Source organism: Deefgea salmonis (genome assembly GCF_020531905.1).
Taxonomy (GTDB): domain Bacteria; phylum Pseudomonadota; class Gammaproteobacteria; order Burkholderiales; family Chitinibacteraceae; genus Deefgea; species Deefgea salmonis.
Map to the genome: position 1 here is coordinate 54,343 of NZ_JAJAWG010000010.1, position 25,607 is coordinate 79,949.

Here is a 25,607-nt window from a genome sequence, read left to right on the forward strand (position 1 = left end):
GGCAATATTCACATTTTCAATTCATCCGACTGCACTTGCTGTCTTGAATGGCAAGGTGCAGAATGTGTTTTGTTTAGTTAAAAATTCAAATAACTAAACACCATTACAAAGGGATGTAATCATGGCAATGCTGGCTTTTTACGACGTAGATTTTCCTTTTTGGGGCGTGAGGCCTAGCCACATGCCGCAGCAGGCCGTGATGCATTGCGCCGACACCCTGAGCGACGCCTTAAATCGCGCAACGATGCCGGCGGTTTTTGTGCATTTACATGGCCGTTATTTCCCAGCAGCAGCGTGGCCAGCCCTGCTCGATTTTCTGCATCGCGGCGGCAATATGCTCACTTTAGGCCAAGCGGTGTTTAGCCAGCCGGTGGGCGCCAATGGCCAGCATCAACCGCAAGCGGCGCTATTTCGCCAGCTCGATATTCATGAAATCCAAAATGTAGACGCAGCGCACAGCAGCCACCTTGCTGCCGGAGCCAACTTCCCTTGGTTGAGCGAGCACCTTGAAGAGCTCGATTTAAATCTAAGCGCCAGCACCGACAGCTTGGTACTGATGCCGACCAAAACCAAAGATCAGCCACTTGATTCCGGCTCAGCGGGGCCGATGGATGCGCGGATTTATCCCTTGCTGATGGCGCTGGATGCCCAGCAACAGCACATCGCCAGCCCGATTGTATTGATTGAACGCTTACGCGGCGCAATGGCCGGATCGCGGCAAGTGTTTGCCAATATCACGCCGGACGAACAATTTTGGCAGCAAGGTGGCATGGCGCTGCTCGAACAACTCGCCACGCATGCCGCTTATGGCGTGACCGAATGCTGGCTCAAACCGGACTTTGCCTGCTATGAACCGGGCGAGCACGCGACGCTCACCTTGCAAGCCGAAGCCCTTGGCCAAGCCCAAGGCCAAAACTGGACCGCGACCATCACCACGAGGTATCGCGACGCAGTCATTGATCACAAAGCGCTACAGCTCAATACCCATCATGCTGGTCTGCAAAGCCTGCGCTTTACTTTACCGCACGCGATTGCAGCGGGGCTGTATACGCTGCAGGTCGAGCTGCGTAGCGAACAAGGCGACGTGATTGATTTGCAGCAAGGCTTTTGGGGGCGCGATGCCGAACTACTCGCACGCGGTACGCGAATGCGCGCTGGCCGCGATTACTTTATTCGCGACGGCAAAACTACGCCGATTGTCGGCATGACGTATATGGCGGGCGATGTGCATCGCAAATTCCTGCACCTGCCCAATGTCGCGCTGTGGCAACAAGAGATGGGCACGCTGGCCAGCATGGGCGTGAATTATTTGCGTACCGGCATTTGGTCGGCGTGGCGGCAATTGATGTTTGTCGATGGCCACGCCAATGAAGCGCTACTACGCGCCATTGATGCGTTTATTTTGACCGCCGCCAGCCATGATTTGGAATGCTGCTTTACCTTTTTTGCATTTACGCCCGAGGCGTGGGAAGGCCGTAATCCTTACCTCGATCCGCGCAGCCGCAGCGCGCAAAAACGCTTTATCCGCAGCATTGTCAGCCGCCACACTGACACCAAACGTGTGCATTGGGATCTGATCAACGAACCATCGCTGTTTGATCCGCAGCGAATTTTTGTTGGCCCGCGCAGCTTGGGCGATGCATTAGAAACCCGTGCTTTTATCCAGCACTTACAAGCCATCAACCCCGATCTTGGCCATTGGCAACGCGCTTGGGATTTAAGCCCGGCGCAGCTGGCCGATTGGTCGGCAGTTCGCCCACCACAGCCGGAGGACATTGGCTTTAACACCACCGAAATCGCCGTTAAACAGCATGGCATCTGGCTGGATTACGCGCTCTTTACGCAGGCGGTACACCGCGAATGGGCCGCCGATTTGGCCGCCAGCATTAAGGCGTTAATTCCAGACGTGATGGTTTGCGTTGGCCAAGACGAAGCGCTCGGCCAGCAGCGGCCTTCGCCGTTTTTCTTTGCCGATGCCGTCGATTACACCAGCGTGCACAGTTGGTGGCTGAACGATGCGCTGGGCTGGGACAGCTTGTTTAGCAAAACCCCCAACACGCCAAACTTAATCCAAGAAACCGGCATCATGCACGTCGCACGCGCCAATGGCCGCTCGCGCCGTACTGAGGCCGAGCTGATGCAGCTATTAGAGCGTAAATACGCTTATGCCTACAGCTACGGCAATGCCGGTGCGGTGCAATGGATTTGGAATTGCAACTACCATATGGACAATATCAACGAGTCGCATATCGGCGCTTGCCGTGCTGATGGCTCGCAAAAACCCGAAGCCGCCATCACCGCCGCCTTTGGACAATTCATTAAAAATACTGGGGTATGGCTAGAGAACCGACAATTGGCCAATATTGCCGTCGTATACCCATTTAGTAATGACTACAGCAATCGCCGCACTACACTCGCTGCTACGCAAGCGATGGTGCGTAATCTGGCATTTGAATTTGGCGCCAATCTGCGCGCAGTGGGCGAGCATGATTTAAGTAGCCTATTTGCTGCACCGCCGCAGTTGCTATTGCTACCTTGCCCGCAAAACATGGATGCCACTTGCTGGCAACAGATCGAGCAATTACTCGCAGAGCACCCGATTACCGTATTGCTGACGGGGCCAGCGACGCTAGATCGCTATTTTAATCCTTGCCAGCGCGCACCTTTTCACCACGCCAACATTCGCAATTTAAGCCGCGAAGAAACACTGCACATCGCCGATGCCACGTATCGCGCCAGCTATATTGGCGAAGCCAGCGCGCAGCTCGATACCGGTTGCGATGCCGCCGGTCTTGCCGAGCAAATCGAACACTTCTCGCTCGGCCAAGGGCAAGTCATTTGGTGCCCGCTGCCGCTAGAACTCAATGCCAATTCAGGCACCTTAAGCGCGCTGTATCAATACGCCATGAACGCCGCCGGCATTCAAGCGGCATGGCACTGGATTGAAGCCGAAACCGGTAAGCAAATCGCTCCAGCACCAGCGGGTATTTTCCTGCAGCAACAGCCATTTGCCGCACATACACTGTGGATTGCCGTCAACGAAAGCAGTCGCGCCCGCACGCTGCATTGGCAAGCGGGCGAACACCGCTACCGCACCGAGCTCGCCGCTGGCCGCGCACTGCTGTGGCTCACCGATCAACACGGCGTCGTCATCGATAGCCTCTGGCAACACCCGGTAGAAAAATTATGAACTTACCCGCCAAGCAGTTAATTCAGACCCATCCGGCCGCGACGCGGCCAAGCGTGCGGCGTTTTTCATCCCCCGCCGTCGAGGCCAAAATTGCCACGATCAGCGCGCAAATCAGCGATCTGCAATTGCGCGAGCTATTTATCAATTGCTATCCCAACACGCTCGATACCACGGTATTTCACCAAGAAAATCAGGGCGGTACGCCCGATACTTTTGTCATTACCGGCGATATTCATGCGCTGTGGCTGCGCGATAGTTGCGCGCAAGTTTGGCCGTATTTGCCGCTCGCGCAGCAAGACCCTGCCTTAGCACGGATGATTGCCGGCCTCATTCGCCGACACACGCAATGCATTTTGCTCGACCCTTACGCCAACGCGTTTAACGATGGCCCAGGGGACGGAACACAACACCGCGAATGGCAAAACGATCACACCACGATGCGCGCCGAAATCCATGAAAGAAAATGGGAGCTCGATTCGCTGTGCTACGCCATCCGCCTCGCGCATGGTTATTGGCAAACGACGCAAGACGCCAGCGTTTTTGACGCTGATTGGCTGGCGGCAATGCAATTAACCGTCGCAACGATGAAAGAGCAGCAGCGCAAAACCGATGCTGGCCCTTATCGCTTTACCCGCCAAACGCATTGGCAATCGGACACTTTGCCGTGTAATGGCATGGGCAATCCACTCAAGCCGGTTGGGCTAATTGCGTCGATGTTTCGGCCATCGGACGACGCGTGTATTTTGCCGTTTTTGGTGCCCAGTAATCATTTTGCCGTCGTTAGCCTGCGCCAGTTAGCCAGCTTGCTGGACATACATTATCCACAAGTGAGTTTGGCAAAAACGTGTCGTCAGCTGGCCGATGAAGTAGAAGCTGCGCTGCTGGCCTACGCCCGCGTGCAGCATCCCAAACACGGCACGATTTGGGCGTATGAGGTCGATGGTTTTGGCAATGCCATCATGATGGATGACGCCAATGTACCCAGCCTATTATCCCTACCGTATCTGGGCGCATGCCGCGCCGATGATCCGCTGTACCGCAATACCCGTCGTTTTATATTGTCCGACGACAACCCTTGGTATTTCACCAGCAGCGATGGAAAACTCAGTGGCGTTGGCAGTCCACATACGCTGGCGCCGCGAATTTGGCCAATGAGCCTGATTATGCGGGCACTCACCAGCGACGATGCCGATGAAATTGCGCGCTGCCTGACGATGCTTAAACACAGCGATGGCGGCTGCGCGCTGATGCACGAATCATTTTTCCCCGATGATCCCAGCGACTTCACGCGCAGCTGGTTTGCTTGGGCCAATACGCTGTTTGGCGAGCTAATCTTGCGCGTGGCGAAAGACTTCCCAGCATTACTTCAATCGAGTACCGCAGGTGAAGCAGCATGAGCATTAGCCTCAGAAAACTCGCCCAAGCCGCAGGCGTATCGGTTGGCACCGCATCGCGGGCGCTCAAACACCAAGCGGGTGTTTCCGAGCAACAGCGGCAACATGTGCAACAGCTAGCAATCGAGCTGGGCTACGATATTTCGCGCTTGCAGCGGCAACCAATTGGCCGCATTTTGTTTTTACTGCACGCACAGCACACCACGGCCAGCGCTAGCCCGTTTTATGCCGAGGTCGAGCGTGGTGCGCGCCTTGCGTGCTTAGATAAGGGTATTGAGCTGCAGCCCTTTAGTATCAATACCAACAGCTCAATACGTCGACAATTACTCCAGCAAGAAGCCGATGCAATTGTCTGCGTTGGTTTTATCGAACCCGAAATTCTGGCCGTGGTGCAAGCGCTAGGCAAACCCACCACCTTAATCGACGCTTGTGCCCCGCAATTGGCCAGCGTGAACCCCGACAACCAAGCGGGAACGCGTTTAATGACCGAGCAATTCATTGCGCAAGGTCGGCAACGGATTGCTTTTTTATCTGGCTCGCTAGCGCATCATTCAATCCGTCTGCGTGAGCGCGGCTACCGCCAAGCGCTATTTAACGCTGGCCGCCTTGCCGATCCGGCCTTAGAAGCACTGATTGCGCCGGGCCTCGATTTAGCCAGCGGTACGCGTTTAGCGCTCAATGAACTGCTCAATTTACCGCAGCCACCCGACGCAATTATTGCGTTTAACGACGCCTGCGCGCTGATCGTACAAGCCGCCTGCCTTGAGCGCGGCATGACACTGCCGGACGATCTGTGGATTGGCGGCTTTGACGATATTGCCGCCGCACACGCCGCGCAACTCAGTACCGTCGCCGTCGATAAAGCTGCGCTCGGCGCGGCCGGCATCGCACAACTCTTAGCGCTGGCCGGGCATCAAGACATTGCCGATACCTTGCAACCCGTGCGGCTGATTTTGCGCGCCAGCACTGGCGCAATCAGTACCCAATGAACACCGTAGCCGTCATAAAACGCGACACAGCAACCACAATGCCGAAGCACTTGGGCCTTGTTACTTCAACAGGAGTCAGCCAATGAAATTGCCGAACTTTCAACACCGCGACACTTTACTGGCGCATATTGCCCAAACGATGGGTTTTTATCACCCACGCGCCATCGATGCCAGCGGTGGTTTTTATCATTTTTTCCTCGATGACGGCACGATTTACGACGCGCAGACGCGGCATTTGGTCAGCAGCACGCGCATGGTTTTCAACTATGCCATGGCCTATCGGCAATTTGGCAACGCCGAATACCTCAGCGCCGCGCGGCATGGCTTAGCCTTTTTGCGCGACGTGCATCGCGACCCCATCAGCGGCGGCTATGCCTGGCAATTGCAATGGCAACATGGCCAAAAAACGCTGGACGACGACAGCAACCATTGCTACGGCTTGGCTTTTGTTCTGCTCGCTTACGCGCACGGTGTCATGGCGGGGATTGAAGAAGCACGCGACTGGCTAGAAGAAACGTGGCAACTGATGGAACTGCGTTTCTGGGATAGCGAATATGGCCTGTATGCTGACGAAGCCAGCGCGGATTGGGAGCTAAAACCATACCGCGGCCAAAACGCCAATATGCACGCTTGCGAAGCGCTGCTGGCGGCGTTTGAAGCCACGGAGGACAGCAAATATCTGGATCGCGCCGAACTGCTGGCCCGCCAGATCACGCAAAGACAAGCGGCGCTGGCCGATGGCCTGATCTGGGAGCATTACCACGCGGATTGGACTATTGATTGGGATTACAACCGCGATGACAAAAGTAATATTTTCCGCCCATGGGGCTTTCAACCCGGTCATCTCACCGAATGGGCCAAATTGCTGCTGATTTTGGAACGCCACCGCCCTGCCCCGTGGCTCAAACCGCGCGCCGAGCAGCTATTTAATACCGCGATGGAACGCGCTTGGGATCAAGAATATGGCGGCCTTTATTATGGCTTTGGGCCAGAAAACGAAATTTGCGATAGCGATAAATATTTTTGGGTACAAGCCGAAAGCATCGCCACCGCCGCACTCTTGGCGACGCGCACTGGCAATCCTCGTTATTGGGATGACTACCAACGCTTATGGGCTTATGCATGGCAGTATTTTGTCGATCATCAATACGGCGGCTGGTGGCGAATTTTGCGGGCGGATAATCAAAAATACAGCAATGAAAAAAGCCCCGCCGGCAAAGTCGACTACCACACCATGGGTGCGTGTTATGAAGTGCTCAATGTATTAGCGCCATAGTGGGGCTCGCAACGCGCATTGCTTCGCCGCGAAAAGCGTTCCAGCGCGGCGGAAAACCAAACGTCACCAGACCCTAGGGGTAACAGCATGACTTTTCCGCAATTTATTTCCGCCGGTGAAGCACTCACCGACATGATTCGCAGCAGTGATGGACTCTGGCAAGAAAAGGTCGGCGGCGCAACGTGGAATGTCGCGCGCGTGATGAGCAAGCTTGGCATCCGTAGCGCCTTTGCGGGTGCGGTCAGTCAAGATTGCTTTGGCGACGCTTTAATTGCCGCCAGTCGAAGTGCCGATTTAGATCTGCGCTTTATGCAGCAACTGCCGTTTTCGCCACTCTTGGCCATCGTGCATCAAACCACGCCACCGGCGTATTTTTTTGTTGGCGACAATAGCGCCGATCTGCATTTTGACCCAGCACGCTTACCCGACGGTTGGCTGAGCGATACAGTGTGGCTGCATTTTGGCGGCATTAGTCTGGCTCGCCCGCAGCTAGCCAAAAAGCTATTAGAAATCGCGCGGGCGGCCAAGCAAGCGGGCGCCAAAATCAGCTTTGATCCCAACTTTAGAGTGCTAATGGATGCGGCGTATGACCCCACTTTGCGAACCATGGCACAATTGGCCGACGTAATTAAAGTCTCTGACGAAGATTTACGCGGCCTGTTTCGTACCGATGACGAGGCCAGTGCGCTGGCCACTTTGCGCCGCTGGCAGCCCGAAGCAATGGTGCTCTACACCCGAGGCGCAGCAGGCGCTAGCCTGTATCACCAAGACGCCCATTGGCAACAAACCCCACCGCAACTGCAAATCGTCGATACCGTCGGCGCGGGCGACGCCAGTATGGGTGGATTAATTTGGAGCTTATTGCAATATCCCACAGCCAGTGGCAACACGCATTTGCGCCACGCCGTCGCCGCAGGCAGTTTGGCATGCACCCAAGCCGGGGCCAATCCACCCGAGGCCAGCGCTTTAATGCAATTAGCGCAACAGATTTAAAAAACAACGCCGTGGGCAAAGTCTGATCGTGCACGATATTATAAATATCAATTAATTAAATTATTATGCCGTATTGTTTTTTTAAATAAAAACAATACTAAAAAGTCAACACAAATCAAGCAAACCAACAATAAATGCGAATTTTTAAATTAATCGCAACGGTATTCGCTGCGCCAAAAATAGCAAAACCAAAGTGTGAAAATTACACAGCAATTCAACTTAACAAATAAAAATAATTAGCGCATTATTTTACAACAATAAAAATATCATTTATTAATTTATTCAGGATGTCGATATCATGAAAATAAAAACCAGTACCCTATTATGCGCCAGTGTATTTCTATCTACCGCATTGAGCGCCAATGCCAGCGTTACCGTTGAATTTTGGTCACATGCATTAGGCGGAACGTATGATGCGTATCATAAACAAATTGTTGATCAATTTAATCAATCACAAAAAGAAATTATCTTGGTTCATAAAGATATGAACTGGGGCGGCATGAAACCCGCAATTGTCGCTTCAGTCGCCGAAGGCAAAGTCCCTGGTCTAGCGATGGTGCCAACCGAATGGATGAATGAAATGTCATCTAAATTATTAATGCCGGTAACGAAAGAAATTGCGCCATTTAAATCGCAATACACCGATGCCGCATTACAAAATGCCACCGCCCATGGTCAGATTTATGGATTCCCATCGTATCAAGTGACTGCGGTTATGGTTTACAACAAAGATATGTTGGCCAAATCCGGCGTAAACCCGGTATTTAATACCATGGATGATGTATTTGCTGCCGCCAAAAAAATTAAAGACCACACCGGCAAACCCGGTTGGGCTCCTAAATTACAAGATGGTTTTCAAACTTGGTTTTTATTTCAAGGGCTGCCTTTAGTTAAAGACAATAAAGCCGTATTTAATAGCCCAGCACACGCCGCATTAGTACAAAAATTTGCCGATGCGTATAAAGCCGGCATTATCGTCAAAGACGTTGATCTCACTTTTGATAAACAAATCGCCGCATTTGCCAACAATAGCATTGGCATGTTTGCCGAAGGTGGTCATGCCGTTAAAAAAATTAACGAAGCCAATCCACGCGCTTACGCCGCTGCGGGCGTGACTAGCTTTCCATTAAACGACGCAAAAACCGCTGCGTTTGGCGGCTGGAGCACGATGTATGTGGTTCCCAAAGGGCAAAAAAATATGGCTGCCGTCGCCAAAGCGGCGCAATACCTGACGAGCGATGCCGTGCAAATGGCGTTTGCAAAATCATCCAACACCTTTGCCTCAACCAAAAAAGCCAATGCCCAACTCGCCAACGACCCATCGATGAATGATCCAAAAGACCTCGGTAAAGTGGCATTTAAAATGGGAACGCAAGTGATCGATAAGTCACGGCATTTTATGCTTCGTGATGTGCCCGATGAAGCCATTATGCATAAATTGATGAACGATAAAATCGACGCCGCGATTCAAGGCCGAATTCCAGTGCAAAAAGCCCTCGATGAAGCCGTCGCCGATTGGAATAAACGTTTAGCCAAAAAATAAATATCACGCCAATAGCTGCGAGCTTGCGCTGCAAAATGGGCCTAAGCTCGCGAAGCGACTTTTGTTCATCGCACCGCCAGCTCGCGTCTAAGTCATTGTGATTTAATCTATTTTTCTAACGTTAATCGCCCTGCTCGATAAAAAAGCATTGACGCAACGATATATCCAATATATAGTTCGGCCTCTGTCGCGGGATGGAGCAGTTGGCAGCTCGTCGGGCTCATAACCCGAAGGTCGTAGGTTCGAGTCCTACTCCCGCAACCAGACGAACTTCGCAAGCCAAGTCGAAGTTTGTAGCGCAACAAAACAGTCGCGGGATGGAGCAGTTGGCAGCTCGTCGGGCTCATAACCCGAAGGTCGTAGGTTCGAGTCCTACTCCCGCAACCAAATATCTAAGCCACTGATTCATGCTTAATGGGTTGGTGGTTTTTTAGTTTCTGCTAGTCGTATTTTGCAGCAGAAACCCAGTACAGACGCGGGATGGAGCAGTTGGCAGCTCGTTGGGCTCATAACCCAAAGGTCGTAGGTTCGAGTCCTACTCCCGCAACCAATACCAAAAAACCTAGGTCTCAAGCCTAGGTTTTTTTGCGTTCTAGCTCCTCATTTTGGGCACAAAATACATCTGTGCCCATTTCTGTGCCCAAACGCTTTTCTAAAGTCAACGATTTTGACCTTCGGGGTTTTTACTAGAATTCCGGACAATGACCTTCAGGCTGTGTGCCCAAAAATCACTACCTAGAATTTTGACCTTCGCTTTTTGAAAAATCCTGTGCCCAAGTGGCATTTTTTGGGCACAGAATGGGCACAGAAAAAATACTTATTTAGACGTTGAATGACCTTGTTTCATATCTGATCACAACTCTACTTCTAGCCAGTTTCAATTTTAATGAAAAAAGACTCAATCCACCCATCAAAATGCAGGTTTTCTATCGCGGATTTCACGTTTATCGATGCACTGCCTGTGACAGTGATGGATGTCACAGAAAATAACGCTGCAAGCGGCTTAGATGCTAGCTTTTATTTGCTGGGGCTACTCTGCTCCTTAGTCTGGGGAAATAAAAAAGACGACCCAATTGGGTCGCCTTGGCGTGAATGCAAGTGAATTTCAATTCGCGAGATTGAGCGTCACTGGCCCTGTTTGGTTCAATTGAATAATCTGTGAGCTGGTATTGGTGCCATCGCTGATAACGGCCAACACGCTGCTCAATTGCACAGGTAGGTTAATATTCCAATTCACTTGCCCATTCTGATCGGTGACCAACGTATCAATCAAAGACATGGCCACTGGGTCTGTCGTGGAGGACGGTACATCGACCGGCGCTTTGCTTGCATGAGGATCGCTAGTGCTGTAGGTAAATAACTTAATGGCCACGCCTGCTGCTGCACTGTTATTGGTGTACTTGACGACAAATGGGACGCTTTTGGCGGCACTTAATTGCCAATTCATTCCTGCTGGGGCCTTGATTTCTGCAAAAGATTGGTAAGTTGCAGTCGGCGTTGGTGTGACTACTGGCGTTGTACTGCCGCCGCCCCCGCCGCCACCGCAGGCGGTGAGTAGAAGTAGCGCACTGGCATATGCATACGATAATTTAGTCATGATCTTCTCCTCTTACTGGCCGCGATACAGCTGGCTGCTAACCAAATTATTAAAGTACCAATCCGTATTGGTGCTGCCACCGGAGCTAGCCCAAGCGCTGATTTTGGGGTGACTAAGTACAATGTCGGTTCTTTCTTTTGGATATTCCCACTCGTTTGGAATATCTAGTACCCATGGCAGTCGATTGGCATCGATATACGTGTTAGTGCTACCAAGGACCGAGCGGTCATTTTGAGTGCCAAATAGCGATGTATTTGCTTTTGCTGTGGGTGCCTTGCCCGGCAAATGGGTTTCCTGTCCGCGATTGTCGGTACGGAAAATAAAGGGGTTATACGGTGAGGTAAACAAGCTACCCGCCAACGGGGAACTAAAATCCACTTTCATTTGGAACGTCGTCCCATTCAGGCGCGGACATTCATTTTCGGTGTTAAAGAAGCTACAACCGGACCGTGTTTGTATGGCATAAGGCCGAATATCATTGTAAAGCAGCATGACTGCTTCGGTTTGCCCACCCTCGGGGGTGATGGCTTGTGGTGCGGCTTGGTTGATTTGCAAGCTGGCCGTACTCACTTTATTGGCTGCGATACCAGGTAGGTGTATACCGAAACCAGTGGATAAAATGCCGCCGTTGGCATCGAGTCGGTATTCCATCTCGAGCCCAACGACTTGACGCGACGCATTCATGATTTCTCGGGTGCGGTAGCGCATCACTAAATCATTGAGATCAAAATCGCCTTTTTGTGGCCAGCTGTCTTCATAGGCCAATGTGCCCCAGCCATTTTGACTTGGATACCAGTGGCTAAAGGCTTTACTGGCGTCGCTGGGAAATTCATCGAGCGAGTCTTTGACGCCGTCGCCATCGGTGTCGGGGTCGGTGTTGGAGACCAACGTACTGATCGTATCAAGATTGGAAATCGCAACTTTGGGTGTGACATGAATGGCCAATAGCACATCATTAAAGTCATTGTCACCGCCGACCTCACGATTAATGTCTTCAAAACCGATCACCAGTCGTTGATAACTAGGGCCACTATTGTTCAGGTCTTTAAGCATCAAGGTGTGGGTATTTAGATTGCGCGCATCAGCGGCTTCGGGGTTAAGCTGGCGTAATGTATAAAAAATAGCCTTCGGGTCGGCATAATCTTTAACCCCAGGCACACGAACGCCATTTACATTGCGCCCTGTGCTGGACCAGCCGTTGGCAACGATCATAAACCCCAAGGATTGACCTGCTTGGAATGTGCCTAAATAAACGGTATTGCCGGTACTGGTTGCCGCAGTTAAAGGCGATGGCATAGAGGCATTAGGCAAGATCATTCTTTCTAGAACTTCGGCACGTGTTCTCGGTGGATTGTTGGTGTCATAACTAAAATAACCCACCGAATTCAAATAACCGGCCCCTTCCGAGAGGAAAGTAACCCAGACTTCTGCCGTTTGGCTGAAGTGGATATTGGTTTTGTCGTCCGAATCGGGCATCAAGCCTTGCGGATTAAGACGAATGTCTTTGCCCTCTGGCAAGGTGAAATTGACCTTGCTCACTAAATCGCTAGGTAAGCTTGGTAATGCCGTCGGAATAGCGGTAGTAAATTCAGAAATCGTTGGCTTGCCACTACTATTAAAATATTGGCCAGATATGGGGGTACCATGATAAACCCAAGGTATGACATTACTTACAATCGTATACCCCGCTAATAATTGAGTTCCCATCAATATGATGAGCTTTCGAGTTCGAGTCATGATGCACCTCCTCAGCGCGTTGAAATCATGATTGATTATTGCGAGAGAGGAGGCGGCAATTGTGACGCAACTGTAAAACCATGACTAATGAGACTTCACCGGTTTTTTTTGAGCATGATTAGCGAAGAAATTGGGCCGCGACTACATAGGAATATTTTGTATCCATCAACAGCGATATGCTCGCTCTGGCAATTAGCGCAGGCTAAGTTTGCCAAAAGCGTCAACAAAACTGCGGATGCGTATGAAATAAAATCGCACCGACTATCACCAGAACGGACTAGCCATCCTGAGCTTTGAAGTCCGTTTTTAGTAGCAATCTGCGCACAACTCAACGCATAACATGTCTAAAACCACGGTTTAAACCCAATGTAGTGCGATTAGCTATTTCGATGGATAAGGTGGGCGATCTGACGGCATTTCGTTTCAACAAGGCCTCAGCCCATCCGATAATGAAAAATAGAGCTGGCATAGGCTGCTCTCCTAAATATACCGTGCCCAGTGAAATAAACACCATCACAATGATGCCAGCAAAAGTAAACGGTAGGGAGTTGGGAGCCGCGGGATCATGTAGACCTCTAATCACTAATCTCACCACCATCCAAACCATCAACAAGATTAAAAAAATCAAAGCAATGATGCCGTGCATTAAAGCGAGGAGTAAATAATAGTTATCGATTGATTCCATCCCCCCCACTTTGGGCCAAGTATTTCGCCCCCAGCCAATCGCAGCGTGGTCTAAAGCGATGGCTTCATATTTCTCCATCAACTCTTTTCGGTACATCGCCGATTCTTGTGACATAGTCATCACGGTACCGGGCTTGATATCAAGATAAGAATCTAAAACTGCCTGCCCAATCAGCCCCCCCACGACAAAGACGCATAGCACAAGCTTAAGGCGTTTACCACGCTCTTTCCCGCGCGATACCCACATCAAGATTCCACCTGCCGCGCCACCAAGCCAAGGCCCACGAGCAATAGTCATAACGATGCCGAGTAACAGCAAGCCATTAACCCAGTTCGATTTCTTCCCAGGTAGGCGTATATGCCGCATTTGCGCCTCCCAGAACTTTCCCCACTCCAGCCAGCGCGCCAACCGCCATGCCATCGCCAGCATAATGCCCGCCAAAATGGCGTGAGAATATGGGCCAGCAATCCGAGCAACGCCATAGCGAAATGTCGTCACCCAACCCGTGCCTTGCCCTGGAAAAAAAGGACCAAACAATAGACTCCATGGATTTAAACCAAAACGAAATTGGTAGATACTCACAGCAGAAACAATGACGCAACTAATCACAAAAACTCGTGCAGTCGCAATGTCATCATCTTGATTTTCCAAGCACATACGAGCAGCAAAATAGGGAGCCAATACCGAAGTGAGCATGGCAAACATTAAATTTTGCGCCTCGGCGTAGCCAGCGTTACTGTATTCTGAATAGGCCACAAAAAAAGCAAACCCAAAAACCAAACCATCAGTGATTGATGGACGCCAGTATTTATATTGCGACACAATGACAGCCACAAAAATCGGCAAGATAGCAGCTTGATTAAAGCTAGGATCGGGCAAGCCGGGAGTCATCGCTCGATAACAATCCGGTAACAGCAACAAGATCGGCAAATAGGCACGAATCAGTGCGTACTTAGCACTGTGTTGCCACACTGAAATTGCGGTCACGAGTAAGGCGATATAAACCACATATTGCATCTAAGCCTTCCTATTTGGCGACCAATAGACTTTCTGCTGGCAGCTTAACGATGGCGCTCCCTTGCTGACAAATACTTTGTCCATTCGACACACTGACTTTGGCTTGCTCACCTTCGTTATCTCCTTGCTGACGCCCATCTAGCAAACGCCATCGAATTACGCCGCGACAAGGAATCTGTATCGAGTGTGATTGTGATGTCAAATTAACGACAGCAGCGCGCAGAGGTGCTTGTTTATCATCAGAAAAACCCAACACCACCAGATTATTGCAAGCCTCTGCATCGCCCTGACATTGATATCGCCAAGGTGTACCTCCGGCTATATCATTGAGCATCGCAAGCGCTAAACCGGTAGGACGAAAGCGTTGCGCTACCGATAAATCTCGGCTGATTCCAAATAAAGCAATATCGCCCAACCCATCATTTAATTTAAAGCTGAACCCCGCCAAACTGTATACCGCCTGTTCTCTTACCCCGACCAATGTCGCGTCTAGTAAATGTCTGGCCAAGGCTACGCCTGAAATTGATGTAGCCAGCACCTGGTTGCGCTCTTTTGCTGGGGCATTGCCCATCGTTGAATGAAAATTAACCTCATAAATTGCCAATTTCTTGCCTGATGCTAATGCACTGCTCTGCTGCTTTTGTAAGGCATCTCTTTGGCTTTGTAATGCTTTGCGACGATTGACTTGCAGGGAGTCCTGCGCTTGTACCTCGTAAAAGAAATAAGGTGCGACAGCGACTCGATCCGCTTGTGTCGCATTGAGGATGGCTCCAGGACTATCGGGCCATAAAAAGGGGGCATTCACAACGGTAATCAAGCGTCGTCCAGTGCCAAACCCACGTTTAGCCGCGGCAAGTGCTCGATCAGCCACTTCACGGTGTTGATTCACATTACTTAAGCCTGCAGGTCGAAACAAAGCATTCCAATTTTCGTTACCAAACTCCAACACTACTTCTGCCAACTGCTGTTGATCTGCTGCAACTCTCAATAAACGGCCAAATTCCTGCCACTCAACAGCCGACCAAGTGGGTGAACCAATCACCCAAGGCGAAGCTTGCACTTGAGCACACAAAGCAAACAATTCAGGCACACTGTACGCAAAAAAACTCTCACTATCACCAGCTCGATAACGAATTGGCTGGCGCGCAAATTCACCGGCAAAGCGATTTTGCACCCGCTCACCAAGTTGACCTTGCCAGTCACGTAGATAACCAGGCTTAAGTGCTTTTAAGTTATCAACGACGGCACGGCGAAATCCACCGACTTGCGTAGGCACTTCACCCAGATAAACATCATCAAGCCAAATTTCACCATCGCCCTCGCTGCTTAGCACCAATGACAATGGTGCCGCTTTAGCAAGCAGTGCCTCACTGCCTTGCCAAGTTAAATGAATGGTTTCCCAGCTGGATGACGGCGTAAATGACTTCGACACAAATGGTTCTGCGCCATCTCGTGCAAAACGAACAACTAATTTTGCGCCGGGGCGGGGCATTTTGACGCGAAAGCTCAATTGCCACTCCCCAGTTACCGGCAATAATCGCCCAGCTGAGCCGCCCAACGTATCAAAATAACTGGATACCCGAGCCGTTTGCGCACTGCTCGACTGCAAGCGCAAAACATATTGCCCTCCCGATGACGATGACTCAGCGATTAAACTCGCCCGACCTTCTGGCCACCACTGAGGAACACCAGTCAATCGAGCGGTTTTCTCAACACTAATCACATCCCCAATTTGCAAAGCACTTAAATTGTCATCCAGCCAAAATAAGCCGGGGCCCGCCGCACTACGGCGATAATCACGTATACGACCTGACTTGCCAGACTGAGCCCCCGTTAAAACCTGAAATTGTCCACCAATCCAAAATCCATCTGGCCGTGCGACCCAAGCATCTCGATCGGTAATTTGACGTCCATCCAAACGATCTACAATCACTAAGGACCGATCTAACAAGGGCTCAAAACCTGGGTTTCTCACAATATTGGCGCGCAATTGCTCGGCCCCCCAATACGATGGGCCACCTAAATTTAAACCAAAACGAGGCACTGTTTCGGTCGACAAGGGCTGATGTGGCTTTAAGCTCAAAGTGGCAGCAACGCTCAAATTTGCGATCAACATCAGACCAAAAAGAAAGCGCCGCATGATATGAGCCTAAGCGTTACGAGCAAGTGGGTTTAATTCTAGTGCCGGTTGCAGTTGCTCAGACAACTCCGCATACATTTGCTCTGCAGCATCTAATTTATCAGGCCATGTAAAACCCAAAGAGTGAGGCTGATGTAAACGCTCAGCACCGCGCAGCCCCATTTCTAGCCAGCGACGGGGCGAACGATAGCAATCGAGCAGTGCGATGTGGAGTTGCTCAATCAAGGAATTTGGCGAATCTGCATCGAGTAAAGTACCAACATCTGGAGTGACTAATTCAGCGGGCCCGCCAAAATTAAAAGCGATCACCGGCCGTGCTGAAGCCATCGCTTCTAGTAAAACCGCACCACCAGACTCACGAACGGAAGGCAAGCAAAAAACATGACATGCTTGCATCAACGCTGGCACTTGCGCCAAAGGAACATTCCCCAGAAACTGACAATTCGCCTCGATCTGCAAGGCTGTGGCCTGTGACCTGTAATCGGCCAGCTTACTGCCGTCACCGGCCAAAGTTAATTCAACAGGCACGCCATCATGCTGAACCAGTTTTGCCACTGCTTGTAATAAAAACTCGACGCCCTTCACTGCTAACATGCGGCCAACAAACAGGATTTTTAATGGATTATTTGCAGTTGCTAGTAATGGATAAGGCGTTGCCACAAATCGTCGGGGATCAATTCCATTTTCAAGCAACATTCGACTTTGTATTTGCTGTGCAAAAGGCAACGCTTTGCGCGTCGCTTGAGTTGCCGTCAACGTGATTCGAAGTGGACTATGCCGCTCTAGCCAAGCAGACCACCACTGCCCGAGGCGACGACCGTGATTTAGCCATTGCGATTCTTGTTGTAAGATACTTTCAAAACCGTGTGGATTCCCTAGGCCACAATTTAACGGGCCACGTAATAATGGCAAAGCCAGTTGATCCAAACAAGTCCCCGCAGCAGAACTCACAGGAGTGGGAACATGAACCGCACCCCAATCTTGCCCTTGGTCTCGTAGCCGCCGAGCTAAACGTAATGCCAAACGGTCAAATAAAAAATAATCGAGCGAACTCAATAAGAAAATCGCATGCTCACGCCCAGGAAATAATCGACACGCAAACCGATACAAAGGACCGGCCAACCATTCCGTATCGATAAAATGAACATTTTCAGTTGACACGCCCATTGCCGCTAAAGCGGATTGATTACGCGCGTGCGTAATCAAAGTCACCGGGCGACGCTGCGCCATACCTTGATACCACTCCCAGCCGATTTGTGATACCGACCCCATATCAGGACCACATTGATAAGCCACCATCAATAATTGACGATTCATGAACCCACCTCCTGTTTTCGGTGCGATATCAATGGCCTAGCAGGTACGCCGCCAACAATCGCACCTGCCGCAACATCTTGAGTCACGACGGCATTGGCCGCTACGGTTGCACCATCGCCGATGTGGACCCCAGCCAAAATCACTGCGCCACGACCAATCCACACCTCACGCCCAATCTCAATTGGTGCCGCGCTAAACCCAGATTCACGAATCGATTTGCCAAGAGCTCGACGATGGTTGGCATCTCGCACACTAGAATACTCACCAATCATGCTGCCAGCTCCAATTCGTACCGCACTATGTGCAACGATATGCACGCCACGAGAGATCACCACCGAATCACCAATAATGATTTGCGCATCATTTTGTGTTTCTAAATACAGTCCTGAATAAAAAAACCCACGTTCACCGATTTGAATCTGCTGTGTTCCATGTAACTCGACCGGCCCTAAGACAATACAATTTGTCGGCAAAGGAACCCGCACCGCTAAACTCAACCAGCACCAGCCTTGATAGAGATGTTGTAAGCTTTGCAATAGAGCACCCAGCCATGGGCGGCAGCAATCAAGCAACACCTGTTTCATTAGGTGCCTCCTTTGCGGTCTTTATACTCAATCAAAGGTGCGACTTTCTTTTGCTGTAGATCACACCAACAGCGCCAAATCCCCCAACTCACGGGCAATTGCTCAAACCAACTGTGTACGCCATAAAGCAATAATGTGAAAACATGGCGAGTGCGCCAGCGGGCACGCCATGCGCTGCGCATCATTAAACATAACAAAAACAACAGGGGTAAAAAAAACAAAGGGGTTTGTTCCAAAACCAACAGCAAACTCAAGCTCAACAGCGATAAAACAATCAAAGTTTGTCTCAAGTTATGCCGAACTTCCGCTTGCCAAAAGGATTGACTTTGCTGACTCACTGCGAAGTAAGCATAACCAGCACGCACGGCACGCTGCCAATATTGCGCAAAATGCGTGATCGCTAAATCATGCTGCGTCATCGCTTGATCAAGGTGCAAAATTGCCCCACCGACTTTACGTAAACGATGGCAAAGCTCTGGCTCCTCTCCGGCAAGCATTCCCGCGTCAAAACCACCCACCGTGACTAATGCAGGGCGATAAAATAACGCATCGCCGCCGCAAAACAACGTCCGTCCCGGTCGATAGCACCAATCCAAATCCAATACGCGAACATAAATGGATTGCTGTGGATTTAACTCTCGACGATGCCCCCAGACGCAAACCACATCTTCTTCGGCTTGCATCGCCTCATACGCTTTACATAAAAAATCAGGCTCTAACACGGTATCGCCGTCTAAAAATAACACCCAGTCAGCACGACTCGCTTGCCAACCTACATTTCTGGCTGCGGCAGCGCCGCGCTCAAAAGATTGCAACACCGTAGCACCGGCGGCCTGTGCCGCAGCAATGCTTTGGTCTGTTGATCCCGAGTCAACATAAATCAACTCTAAATTTGGCCATGAACACGCTGTAATAGATTCAAAACAACGAACAAGACGGGCGCCTTCATTGCGGCCAATCACGACTACCGAAATTAAACTCGACGCGGGCATAGATAGACGAGACATCAAACCGACTCCGATAAATTCAGCAAGCGGGCATAATCACCAATCCGCGCCTCAGCAGAGAAGCGTTCGGCTAATTGTTGCCGTGCCGCCGCGACGATCGCATTCAGCGTAGCGGGAGGTAATGCGTTAATTCTAAGTACTTGTCTTTGTAAATCATCGGGATCACTAGCGCGAAAATGAAATCCAGTCACGCCGTCTTCGACCAAAGATGCAGCCCCCCCCTGATCGGGCACCAAGACCGGTAGACCGATGGCCATGGCTTCTAAAATAGCAAGTCCAAACGGTTCACAAGGACAGGTATGTATATATAGATCGCACTCAACCATGATCTCAGCGGGATACTTAACAAAACCAAACCAGTGAACACGTTCATTTGATGCGCTAATTTCAATGAGTTCTTGGCTCTGCCATCCTGTACCCATCACCAATAAGCGTGGCATCCCCAAACTACTAGGCAATCGCCAAGCATCAATCGCGACCCCGACCTCTTTGATAGGATCAATCCTGCTCACCAACACCACATCGCGAATCCCCATCTGCTGAAAAATCGGACGCTGTGGTAGGTTGCCGATTAAAAAATTTTCGATTACTTTCACCCCTTGTGCCGAACAATGGTGGGCTAGCAATCTTTCTCGAACAAATTCAGAGACCGCGACCAAAGGCAAACCGAGGTGTTGTAGCCAATGCTTGCGGCCATAACTGAGTCGTTCATCAGTACCGCCATGAACAATATGTAATTGAGGTAATTCAACACCGCGCAACTTACTCAGTAGCAAGGCAAGGATTGACTGAGCAACAGCCGTCGTAAACAGTACATTGCCTTTCTCGCTAAGATAAGGCCATAACACCCGCATCAATGACCACATGGAGTGAAAAGGATGGCTTTGTATCCCCTGCCGTTTTGCCTCTTCATGAACCGGCCCATCAGGAGCAAATAAGACAGGTATACCGCTCTTAGCCAACTGTTTCAATGTCGCCATGGCCATACGTTCTGTGCCGTAGAGTTGGCCGCTATGCAGAATGTAGAGTAAGTGGCGCATAATCAGAGTCCGGCAAGAAGAATAAACTCTATTATCAGCAGTGCAATCTGCTCAATGATGGCCACATTGCAAATTCAAATCATTGGAATATCACGACGGTGTCCGCACCAAACTCATGCGTAAATGTGACAACTGCGACCAATGAAAACGTTGCGGCACCGCGGCGCCATACAAATCCAGCAACTTTTCCTGCTCATCGCGACTGACTTGTGGTGATGGAAACAACGGCACTTGTAGCTCAGATAAACGCAAGGCACCTAAACGCAAAGTTTGCACAGACCCCTGCCAAGAATGGCTGGTATGTTGATCGAACTCGGGCAAGCCAATCAGATGTCGAGATCCTAAGCAGACCTCTTTCAAGCGTTGCGACAAAATATGCTGACGCGTTGCATCGAGATGACGACGTTGCAATCCTAGCCACAACCATAGCAGCGCAGCCTGTAGTCGTTCGATCAAGTCGGCCTTAACGACAGGCTTTGCTAAAGATTGCACTAAGCAATCATCAGCAGCCAATTGCAAATTGAAATTGGATTCAACCCAGTACACTTGTCCATCCCCAACGATACAGTTTTTTAACAACAAACCTTGCCCAACAAAACTATCTGGCAAAAAAAGTGCATTTTCTGCGTAAACCTCTTTATCCAAAACACAGCCGCTGGCCAAGACACAATTTGGCCCCAGTTCGACGCCTTTACGAATAATGCAGTCTGGACCAATCAACACGGGCCCACGCAAAATGGCCCCCTCCTCAATCAGCACATTCTGAGCAAGCCAAATATCACGCCCTTCTTCTACATATTCAGGCACATAATTGGGCTCGTGTTTCAAAAGCTTCGCTTGTGCCGCAAGGAACTCCGCAGGGGTACGCAAACCAAGACCTTCAAACACCAATGCATTATTGGGCAAAGACAGGGACGATGACTGCGGATTACGTAAAATTTCAGCGAGGCACAAAGCCCAGCCCGACCAAGTCCCATCGGCAAATTGCCACTGTGCACTGATATCCGATGCCAATGGCTCATCAGGCAAACAGCCAGGCGCAACAACCCACACCTCACCGGCTAACGGCAAATGGCTTAAACGTTCATTCAAACACTGATTAGCTCCCAACAGATAATAGTGAATTTGAATCCCCCAACGATGACCTTGACCCAGTAAAGCCTCAATACCACCGTGAGCGAGATCAACCATCACATGCAATTGTTGCACCCCCTGTTCAACCATCCGTATGACGGTACGCTCCAGCAAAGTTTGCCCGAGCAATGGCAATAACAAAGTCGACATATCACCCTGCTGCGGCCATACGTTCATTTCTGCCAGCAAGACACCGTGCACTTGGTCTATGGGAGAGACGTGAACCGAGGGGGCCGATAAAGGCGGACGAACGCCATACGCAAATTGGCAACGCTGACGAACAACACGCGCGAGAAATGTAAAATTTCCAACCAAATAGCGCTGCCACATCCGGCGAGGCTCTTGAATTAAACGCCAAGTCCACTCCATACCCATCTCACGCAACCAAACAGGCGCACGTGAAATTCGGCCAGAGTAAAAATCAAACAAACCGCCCACCCCCATCGCCACAGGTGTTTGTAATTCGGACAAATAATCTGCAATCCACATATCTTGCTTTGGCACGCCCATTGCGACCAGCAACACATCAGCATGCGCATCACGAATTTTTTGGATAATGTATGGCGTCTCTTCTTCGGCGAAAAAACCGTGCTGACTCCCTGCAATTTGCAGTCCTGGGTATTCGAAAGATAACTGCTCGGCCATCCGGCCAGCAACACCCGGCTGCGCACCTAACAAATACACCTTCGCCTTTTGTTGCTGCCAATAGCGGCACAACTCAGGAAAAAGATCAGTTCCATTGGTATTTTCTTTTAAAGGCGTCCCCAACATGCGACTGGCCAATAACACTCCACTACCATCCGGCAATAATAAATCAGCACCATTGAGCATGCCGCGATAGCGTAGATTTTGACTCGCCACATTGGCACAGTGTGGATTCACAAATGCGATGCGATGCAATCGTCCATCCCCCTGCCATCGCTGTAATTGCTCAATCACTTCGCTTTGACGCAAATTATCCAGCCATAAGTTCAATAAAGGCCAGCGAGCTTCACCTTGGCGTGCAGCTCGACCGATCAAAAGACTTAAACCGTAGCGGAGTAACAAAGCCCCATCGTAACGCCAGCCGCGCTGTGCTGCGTCCGCCCGATCGCAATCCAACTCATCCCCCAAAGGCAGCGCCATCCTTACATGCAAACGCCAGGTCGAGCATAAACCCACGAACTCGCCTTGCGCTGGCCCGATCCAATGCAAGGCTTTACGCATCACTTTTTTCATATTCTGCGCCCCCATTTGGCATGCCCCTGATACAAGCCCCAAGGGCGCAAGGCAGCACCAGCACAGCAGCGCGATCACACGACCACATCGGGCAGCGGCAACTTGATAACTGAATTTGGAACATGAATTCATCTCACATCTCCAATTAATTAATAAGCACCACGGCCAAATACAACCGCTGGAATCGTTTTTAACAAAATACGCATATCCAGTGCCAAACTACGGCGGCGGATGTAATCCAAATCCATTTCTAATTGCCCCATAAATGCAACTTCAGCACGGCCACTGACCTGCCAAATACAAGTCAAACCGGGCTTAATCTCCAAACGTTGTCGTGCATACAAACCATACTGTGCGACTTCTTTTGGTAGAGGAGGACGTGGCCCGACTAAAGTCATCTCGCCTTTGAGTACACACCATAATTGTGGAAATTCATCCAGACTCAATCGCCGAATCAAACGACCAATCCAAGTTACTCGTGGATCGCGGGCTAATTTAAAGGTGTAACTATCCTGATGCTGACTAGCTAACGCAGATTGCAAACTTTCAGCATTGACGACCATACTGCGAAATTTAGGAAAATCAAACAACTCGCCCCGATAACCAACTCGTCGTTGCCAGTACAAAACAGGCCCGCCATCCGTTAACTTGATCGCACAAGCAATACACAACCATACCGGCCACGCAAAAAGCAACGCCATAACAACAGCTGAAGTATCCCAAGCCCGGCGCACAAAACGCACCAAATACAAACTCAAACGCAAGCGCGCTCGAAGCAGCCGCACCCGCCAACGTTTTATCGCCAACCGACTGTAGCGTTTTTCTAAAAGCTTGAGCTCAGATAACTCAAGAGGCGAATTCATGGTGGTTTCCCCTAATTCCATTGTGTATGCTGATTAAAGCAACCCTTCCTTCGCTAACTGTGACCAACTTGTAAAATATGCCTCTCACTCAGCCCAACGGATTAAATACCCATCTCTGTGTTTTGGTCGTGGATGACTTCGCGATTACAAGGCGACTAATTTGCAAAACCGTAAAAAACTTAGGCTTTAAAACACTACAAGCAAGCGGTGGTGCCGAAGCTTTACGCGTATTCAAAGCCGAACAACCTGATATCGTACTACTGGATTTATTAATGCCAGAAATCGATGGTTTTGCGGTAACACGCGCCATCAAATCCATTGAAGGGGAACGTTGGACTCCCGTCGTGGTGATATCGGGTCTAGAAGGGGATGCGCATTTACTCAAAGCCTTACAAGCACAAGCCGATGACTTTTTACATAAACCCATCTCTGCTGAAATTTTAGGGCATAAGCTCAACAATCTAGCTCGCGTTTTAAACTTGCAAAAACAGCATAGCGCGCTGTTAACCCGCTCTCGTGCAATCACCGAAAATAACTTTGATGGTATTTTGGTGGTCGATCCCCAGCAACGAGTGCAAGGGATTAATTTTCGCTGCGAGCAGCTTTTTCATGCAAAACGTGAACAACTGATTGGCCGTTCGCTGAGTGAGCTACTGCCTAAGCTGCAATTAAATGACGCGCTAGAAGCGGGCTTACACAGCCAAGTGCTGCTCACTCAAGGATTGGATGGTAGCGAATTACCGGTTGAAGTTGGCGTAACCTTTTTTTATCAAGATAACGCGCTTTATCTTTTAGCAACCGTGCGCGACATCAGTGAACGTCAACGAGTAGATCAACTTAAACAACAATTCATCGCAACCCTCAGCCATGAATTGCGCACGCCACTGACGTCGATTATTGGTGCCCTAAAAATGCTACACGGCACCCAAGCGGCCCAATTTAATGCCACCAGTACCCAACTTATCGAGATGGCCGATCGCAATGCCGGACGCTTACTCAAAATGGTGAATGAATTACTCGATATCAACCGTAGCGCCTCCGGCAGTTTGCAACTTGATCTGCAGTGGTACTTACTGAGTGAACTATTGGCCGAAGCCCTATTGACTCATGCGGGTTACGCAGCTCAGCATCAAGTCAACATCGAACTGGCGTTAGCTCCCGAAATTAGCAATGCACAACTGCAAACAGATCATCATCGATTAATGCAAATACTGGGGAACCTCATTTCAAATGCCTGTAAGTTTTCTCCGAAGGCGGCGAGCGTCACGGTTCGCGCCTACATTAATGACGCTCAACTTATCTTAGAAGTTGAAGATCAAGGCTGCGGTATCCCTGTTGATTTTCAACCTCGGTTGTTTACCCCATTTAGTCAAGCCGAGGCAGGAGATGCCCGCATCCGAGGCGGCAGTGGTTTAGGCTTAGCAATTACCAAGCAATTGATTGAAGCAATGAGTGGCCAAATTAATTATCGAACGAGTGAACTTGGCACCTGCTTTAAGCTGACCTTCCCGCGAGGAGCCTTGCAATGCAAGCCTTAAATCAAATTGCAATCATTGAAGATGATGCCGATATTCGTAGCTTATTAGAACTGAGCTTAACCACTTTAGGTGGCTATACGATCACTGCGTATCCACTTGCAAGCACCGCCATTAAATGCCTAGCAAACAATACCCTCCCACAAATGATCGTTCTTGATGTGATGATGCCAGAGCTAAGCGGGCCTAAATTTATACCGTTGCTGCGTGCACTGCCTCATGGACCTGAGGTGTGTATTGTCATGTTAACGTAAGCGCTCAGCCGCTCCACCACTTTGAAGCTTATTTTTCTGTTAGCGCTCGTAGCGGTAGTAATTCGTCGATGCGGCTGTTCGGCCAAGTGGGGAG

18 protein-coding genes and 3 tRNA genes are annotated in these 25,607 nt (G+C 50.1%); 11 read left to right on the plus strand and 10 right to left on the minus strand.

The window, feature by feature from the left end:
- The first annotated feature begins 121 nt into the window (after positions 1-121).
- The 9 genes from LG219_RS12965 (at position 122) to LG219_RS13005 (ending at position 9,935) form a co-directional block, all read left to right on the plus strand.
- Positions 122-3,190, plus strand: coding sequence for a glycoside hydrolase 5 family protein (locus LG219_RS12965; RefSeq protein ID WP_226764907.1), 3,069 nt, complete (start codon positions 122-124; stop codon positions 3,188-3,190).
- Entirely contained in the window at positions 3,187-4,587 is a 1,401-nt protein-coding gene (locus tag LG219_RS12970) for a glycoside hydrolase family 125 protein (RefSeq protein WP_226764908.1), read from the plus strand. The genes LG219_RS12965 and LG219_RS12970 overlap by 4 nt, the downstream gene beginning before the upstream one ends.
- Positions 4,584-5,573 carry a LacI family DNA-binding transcriptional regulator gene (locus LG219_RS12975; protein ID WP_226764909.1) on the plus strand — a complete coding sequence of 330 codons (990 nt, stop codon included), beginning with the start codon at positions 4,584-4,586 and terminating at the stop codon, positions 5,571-5,573. Before LG219_RS12970 ends, LG219_RS12975 begins: the two co-directional genes overlap by 4 nt.
- 82 nt (positions 5,574-5,655) lie before the next feature.
- A complete protein-coding gene (locus tag LG219_RS12980) occupies positions 5,656-6,849 on the plus strand; it encodes an AGE family epimerase/isomerase (protein WP_226764910.1) in 1,194 nt (397 codons plus the stop codon).
- Positions 6,850-6,936: 87 nt separating this feature from the next.
- Positions 6,937-7,842, plus strand: coding sequence for a carbohydrate kinase family protein (locus LG219_RS12985; protein WP_226764911.1), 906 nt, complete (start codon positions 6,937-6,939; stop codon positions 7,840-7,842).
- Between the two features lie 298 nt (positions 7,843-8,140).
- Positions 8,141-9,385: an ABC transporter substrate-binding protein gene (locus tag LG219_RS12990; protein ID WP_226764912.1), complete on the plus strand. Its 1,245-nt coding sequence runs from the start codon at positions 8,141-8,143 to the stop codon at positions 9,383-9,385.
- Positions 9,386-9,573: 188 nt separating this feature from the next.
- Positions 9,574-9,649 (plus strand) — tRNA-Met (locus tag LG219_RS12995).
- Between the two features lie 47 nt (positions 9,650-9,696).
- Positions 9,697-9,772: transfer RNA gene (locus LG219_RS13000), tRNA-Met, on the plus strand.
- An 87-nt stretch (positions 9,773-9,859) separates the two neighbouring features.
- Positions 9,860-9,935, plus strand: a tRNA-Met gene (locus LG219_RS13005).
- Positions 9,936-10,490: 555 nt separating this feature from the next.
- On the opposite strand, the gene LG219_RS13010 is transcribed toward LG219_RS13005, so the two are convergent.
- From LG219_RS13010 to LG219_RS13055, 10 genes are all read right to left on the minus strand, one after another.
- Positions 10,491-10,982 (minus strand): hypothetical protein, encoded by a 492-nt coding sequence (locus LG219_RS13010; protein ID WP_226764913.1) that lies wholly within the window; start codon positions 10,980-10,982, stop codon positions 10,491-10,493.
- A 12-nt stretch (positions 10,983-10,994) separates the two neighbouring features.
- Positions 10,995-12,719: an LruC domain-containing protein gene (locus LG219_RS13015; protein ID WP_226764914.1), complete on the minus strand. Its 1,725-nt coding sequence runs from the start codon at positions 12,717-12,719 to the stop codon at positions 10,995-10,997.
- A 328-nt stretch (positions 12,720-13,047) separates the two neighbouring features.
- A complete protein-coding gene (locus LG219_RS13020; RefSeq protein ID WP_226764915.1) occupies positions 13,048-14,421 on the minus strand; it encodes an O-antigen ligase family protein in 1,374 nt (457 codons plus the stop codon).
- 10 nt (positions 14,422-14,431) lie between these two features.
- Positions 14,432-16,561, minus strand: a complete 2,130-nt coding sequence (locus LG219_RS13025; RefSeq protein ID WP_226764916.1) for a hypothetical protein — start codon at positions 16,559-16,561, stop codon at positions 14,432-14,434.
- Positions 16,562-16,570: 9 nt separating this feature from the next.
- Entirely contained in the window at positions 16,571-17,878 is a 1,308-nt protein-coding gene (locus LG219_RS13030) for a glycosyltransferase (protein WP_226764917.1), read from the minus strand.
- On the minus strand, positions 17,875-18,462 hold the full coding sequence (locus LG219_RS13035; protein ID WP_226764918.1) for an acyltransferase: 588 nt from the start codon (positions 18,460-18,462) through the stop codon (positions 17,875-17,877). Before LG219_RS13035 ends, LG219_RS13030 begins: the two co-directional genes overlap by 4 nt.
- Entirely contained in the window at positions 18,462-19,469 is a 1,008-nt protein-coding gene (locus tag LG219_RS13040) for a glycosyltransferase family 2 protein (RefSeq protein WP_226764919.1), read from the minus strand. Before LG219_RS13040 ends, LG219_RS13035 begins: the two co-directional genes overlap by 1 nt.
- Positions 19,469-20,509, minus strand: coding sequence for a glycosyltransferase family 4 protein (locus LG219_RS13045; RefSeq protein WP_226764920.1), 1,041 nt, complete (start codon positions 20,507-20,509; stop codon positions 19,469-19,471). The genes LG219_RS13040 and LG219_RS13045 overlap by 1 nt, the downstream gene beginning before the upstream one ends.
- Positions 20,510-20,599: 90 nt before the next feature.
- Positions 20,600-22,861, minus strand: a complete 2,262-nt coding sequence (locus LG219_RS13050) for a WecB/TagA/CpsF family glycosyltransferase (RefSeq protein ID WP_226764921.1) — start codon at positions 22,859-22,861, stop codon at positions 20,600-20,602.
- Between the two features lie 149 nt (positions 22,862-23,010).
- The gene (locus LG219_RS13055; RefSeq protein ID WP_226764922.1) at positions 23,011-23,724 is read right to left on the minus strand and encodes a sugar transferase; all 714 of its coding nucleotides are present in this window, start codon (positions 23,722-23,724) and stop codon (positions 23,011-23,013) included.
- Between the two features lie 77 nt (positions 23,725-23,801).
- Between LG219_RS13055 and LG219_RS13060 the strand changes: the two genes are divergently transcribed.
- Both LG219_RS13060 and LG219_RS13065 read left to right on the plus strand, forming a co-directional pair.
- Entirely contained in the window at positions 23,802-25,262 is a 1,461-nt protein-coding gene (locus LG219_RS13060) for an ATP-binding response regulator (protein ID WP_226764923.1), read from the plus strand.
- The gene (locus tag LG219_RS13065) at positions 25,250-25,513 is read left to right on the plus strand and encodes a response regulator (RefSeq protein WP_226764924.1); all 264 of its coding nucleotides are present in this window, start codon (positions 25,250-25,252) and stop codon (positions 25,511-25,513) included. Before LG219_RS13060 ends, LG219_RS13065 begins: the two co-directional genes overlap by 13 nt.
- The last annotated feature ends 94 nt before the right edge of the window (positions 25,514-25,607 follow it).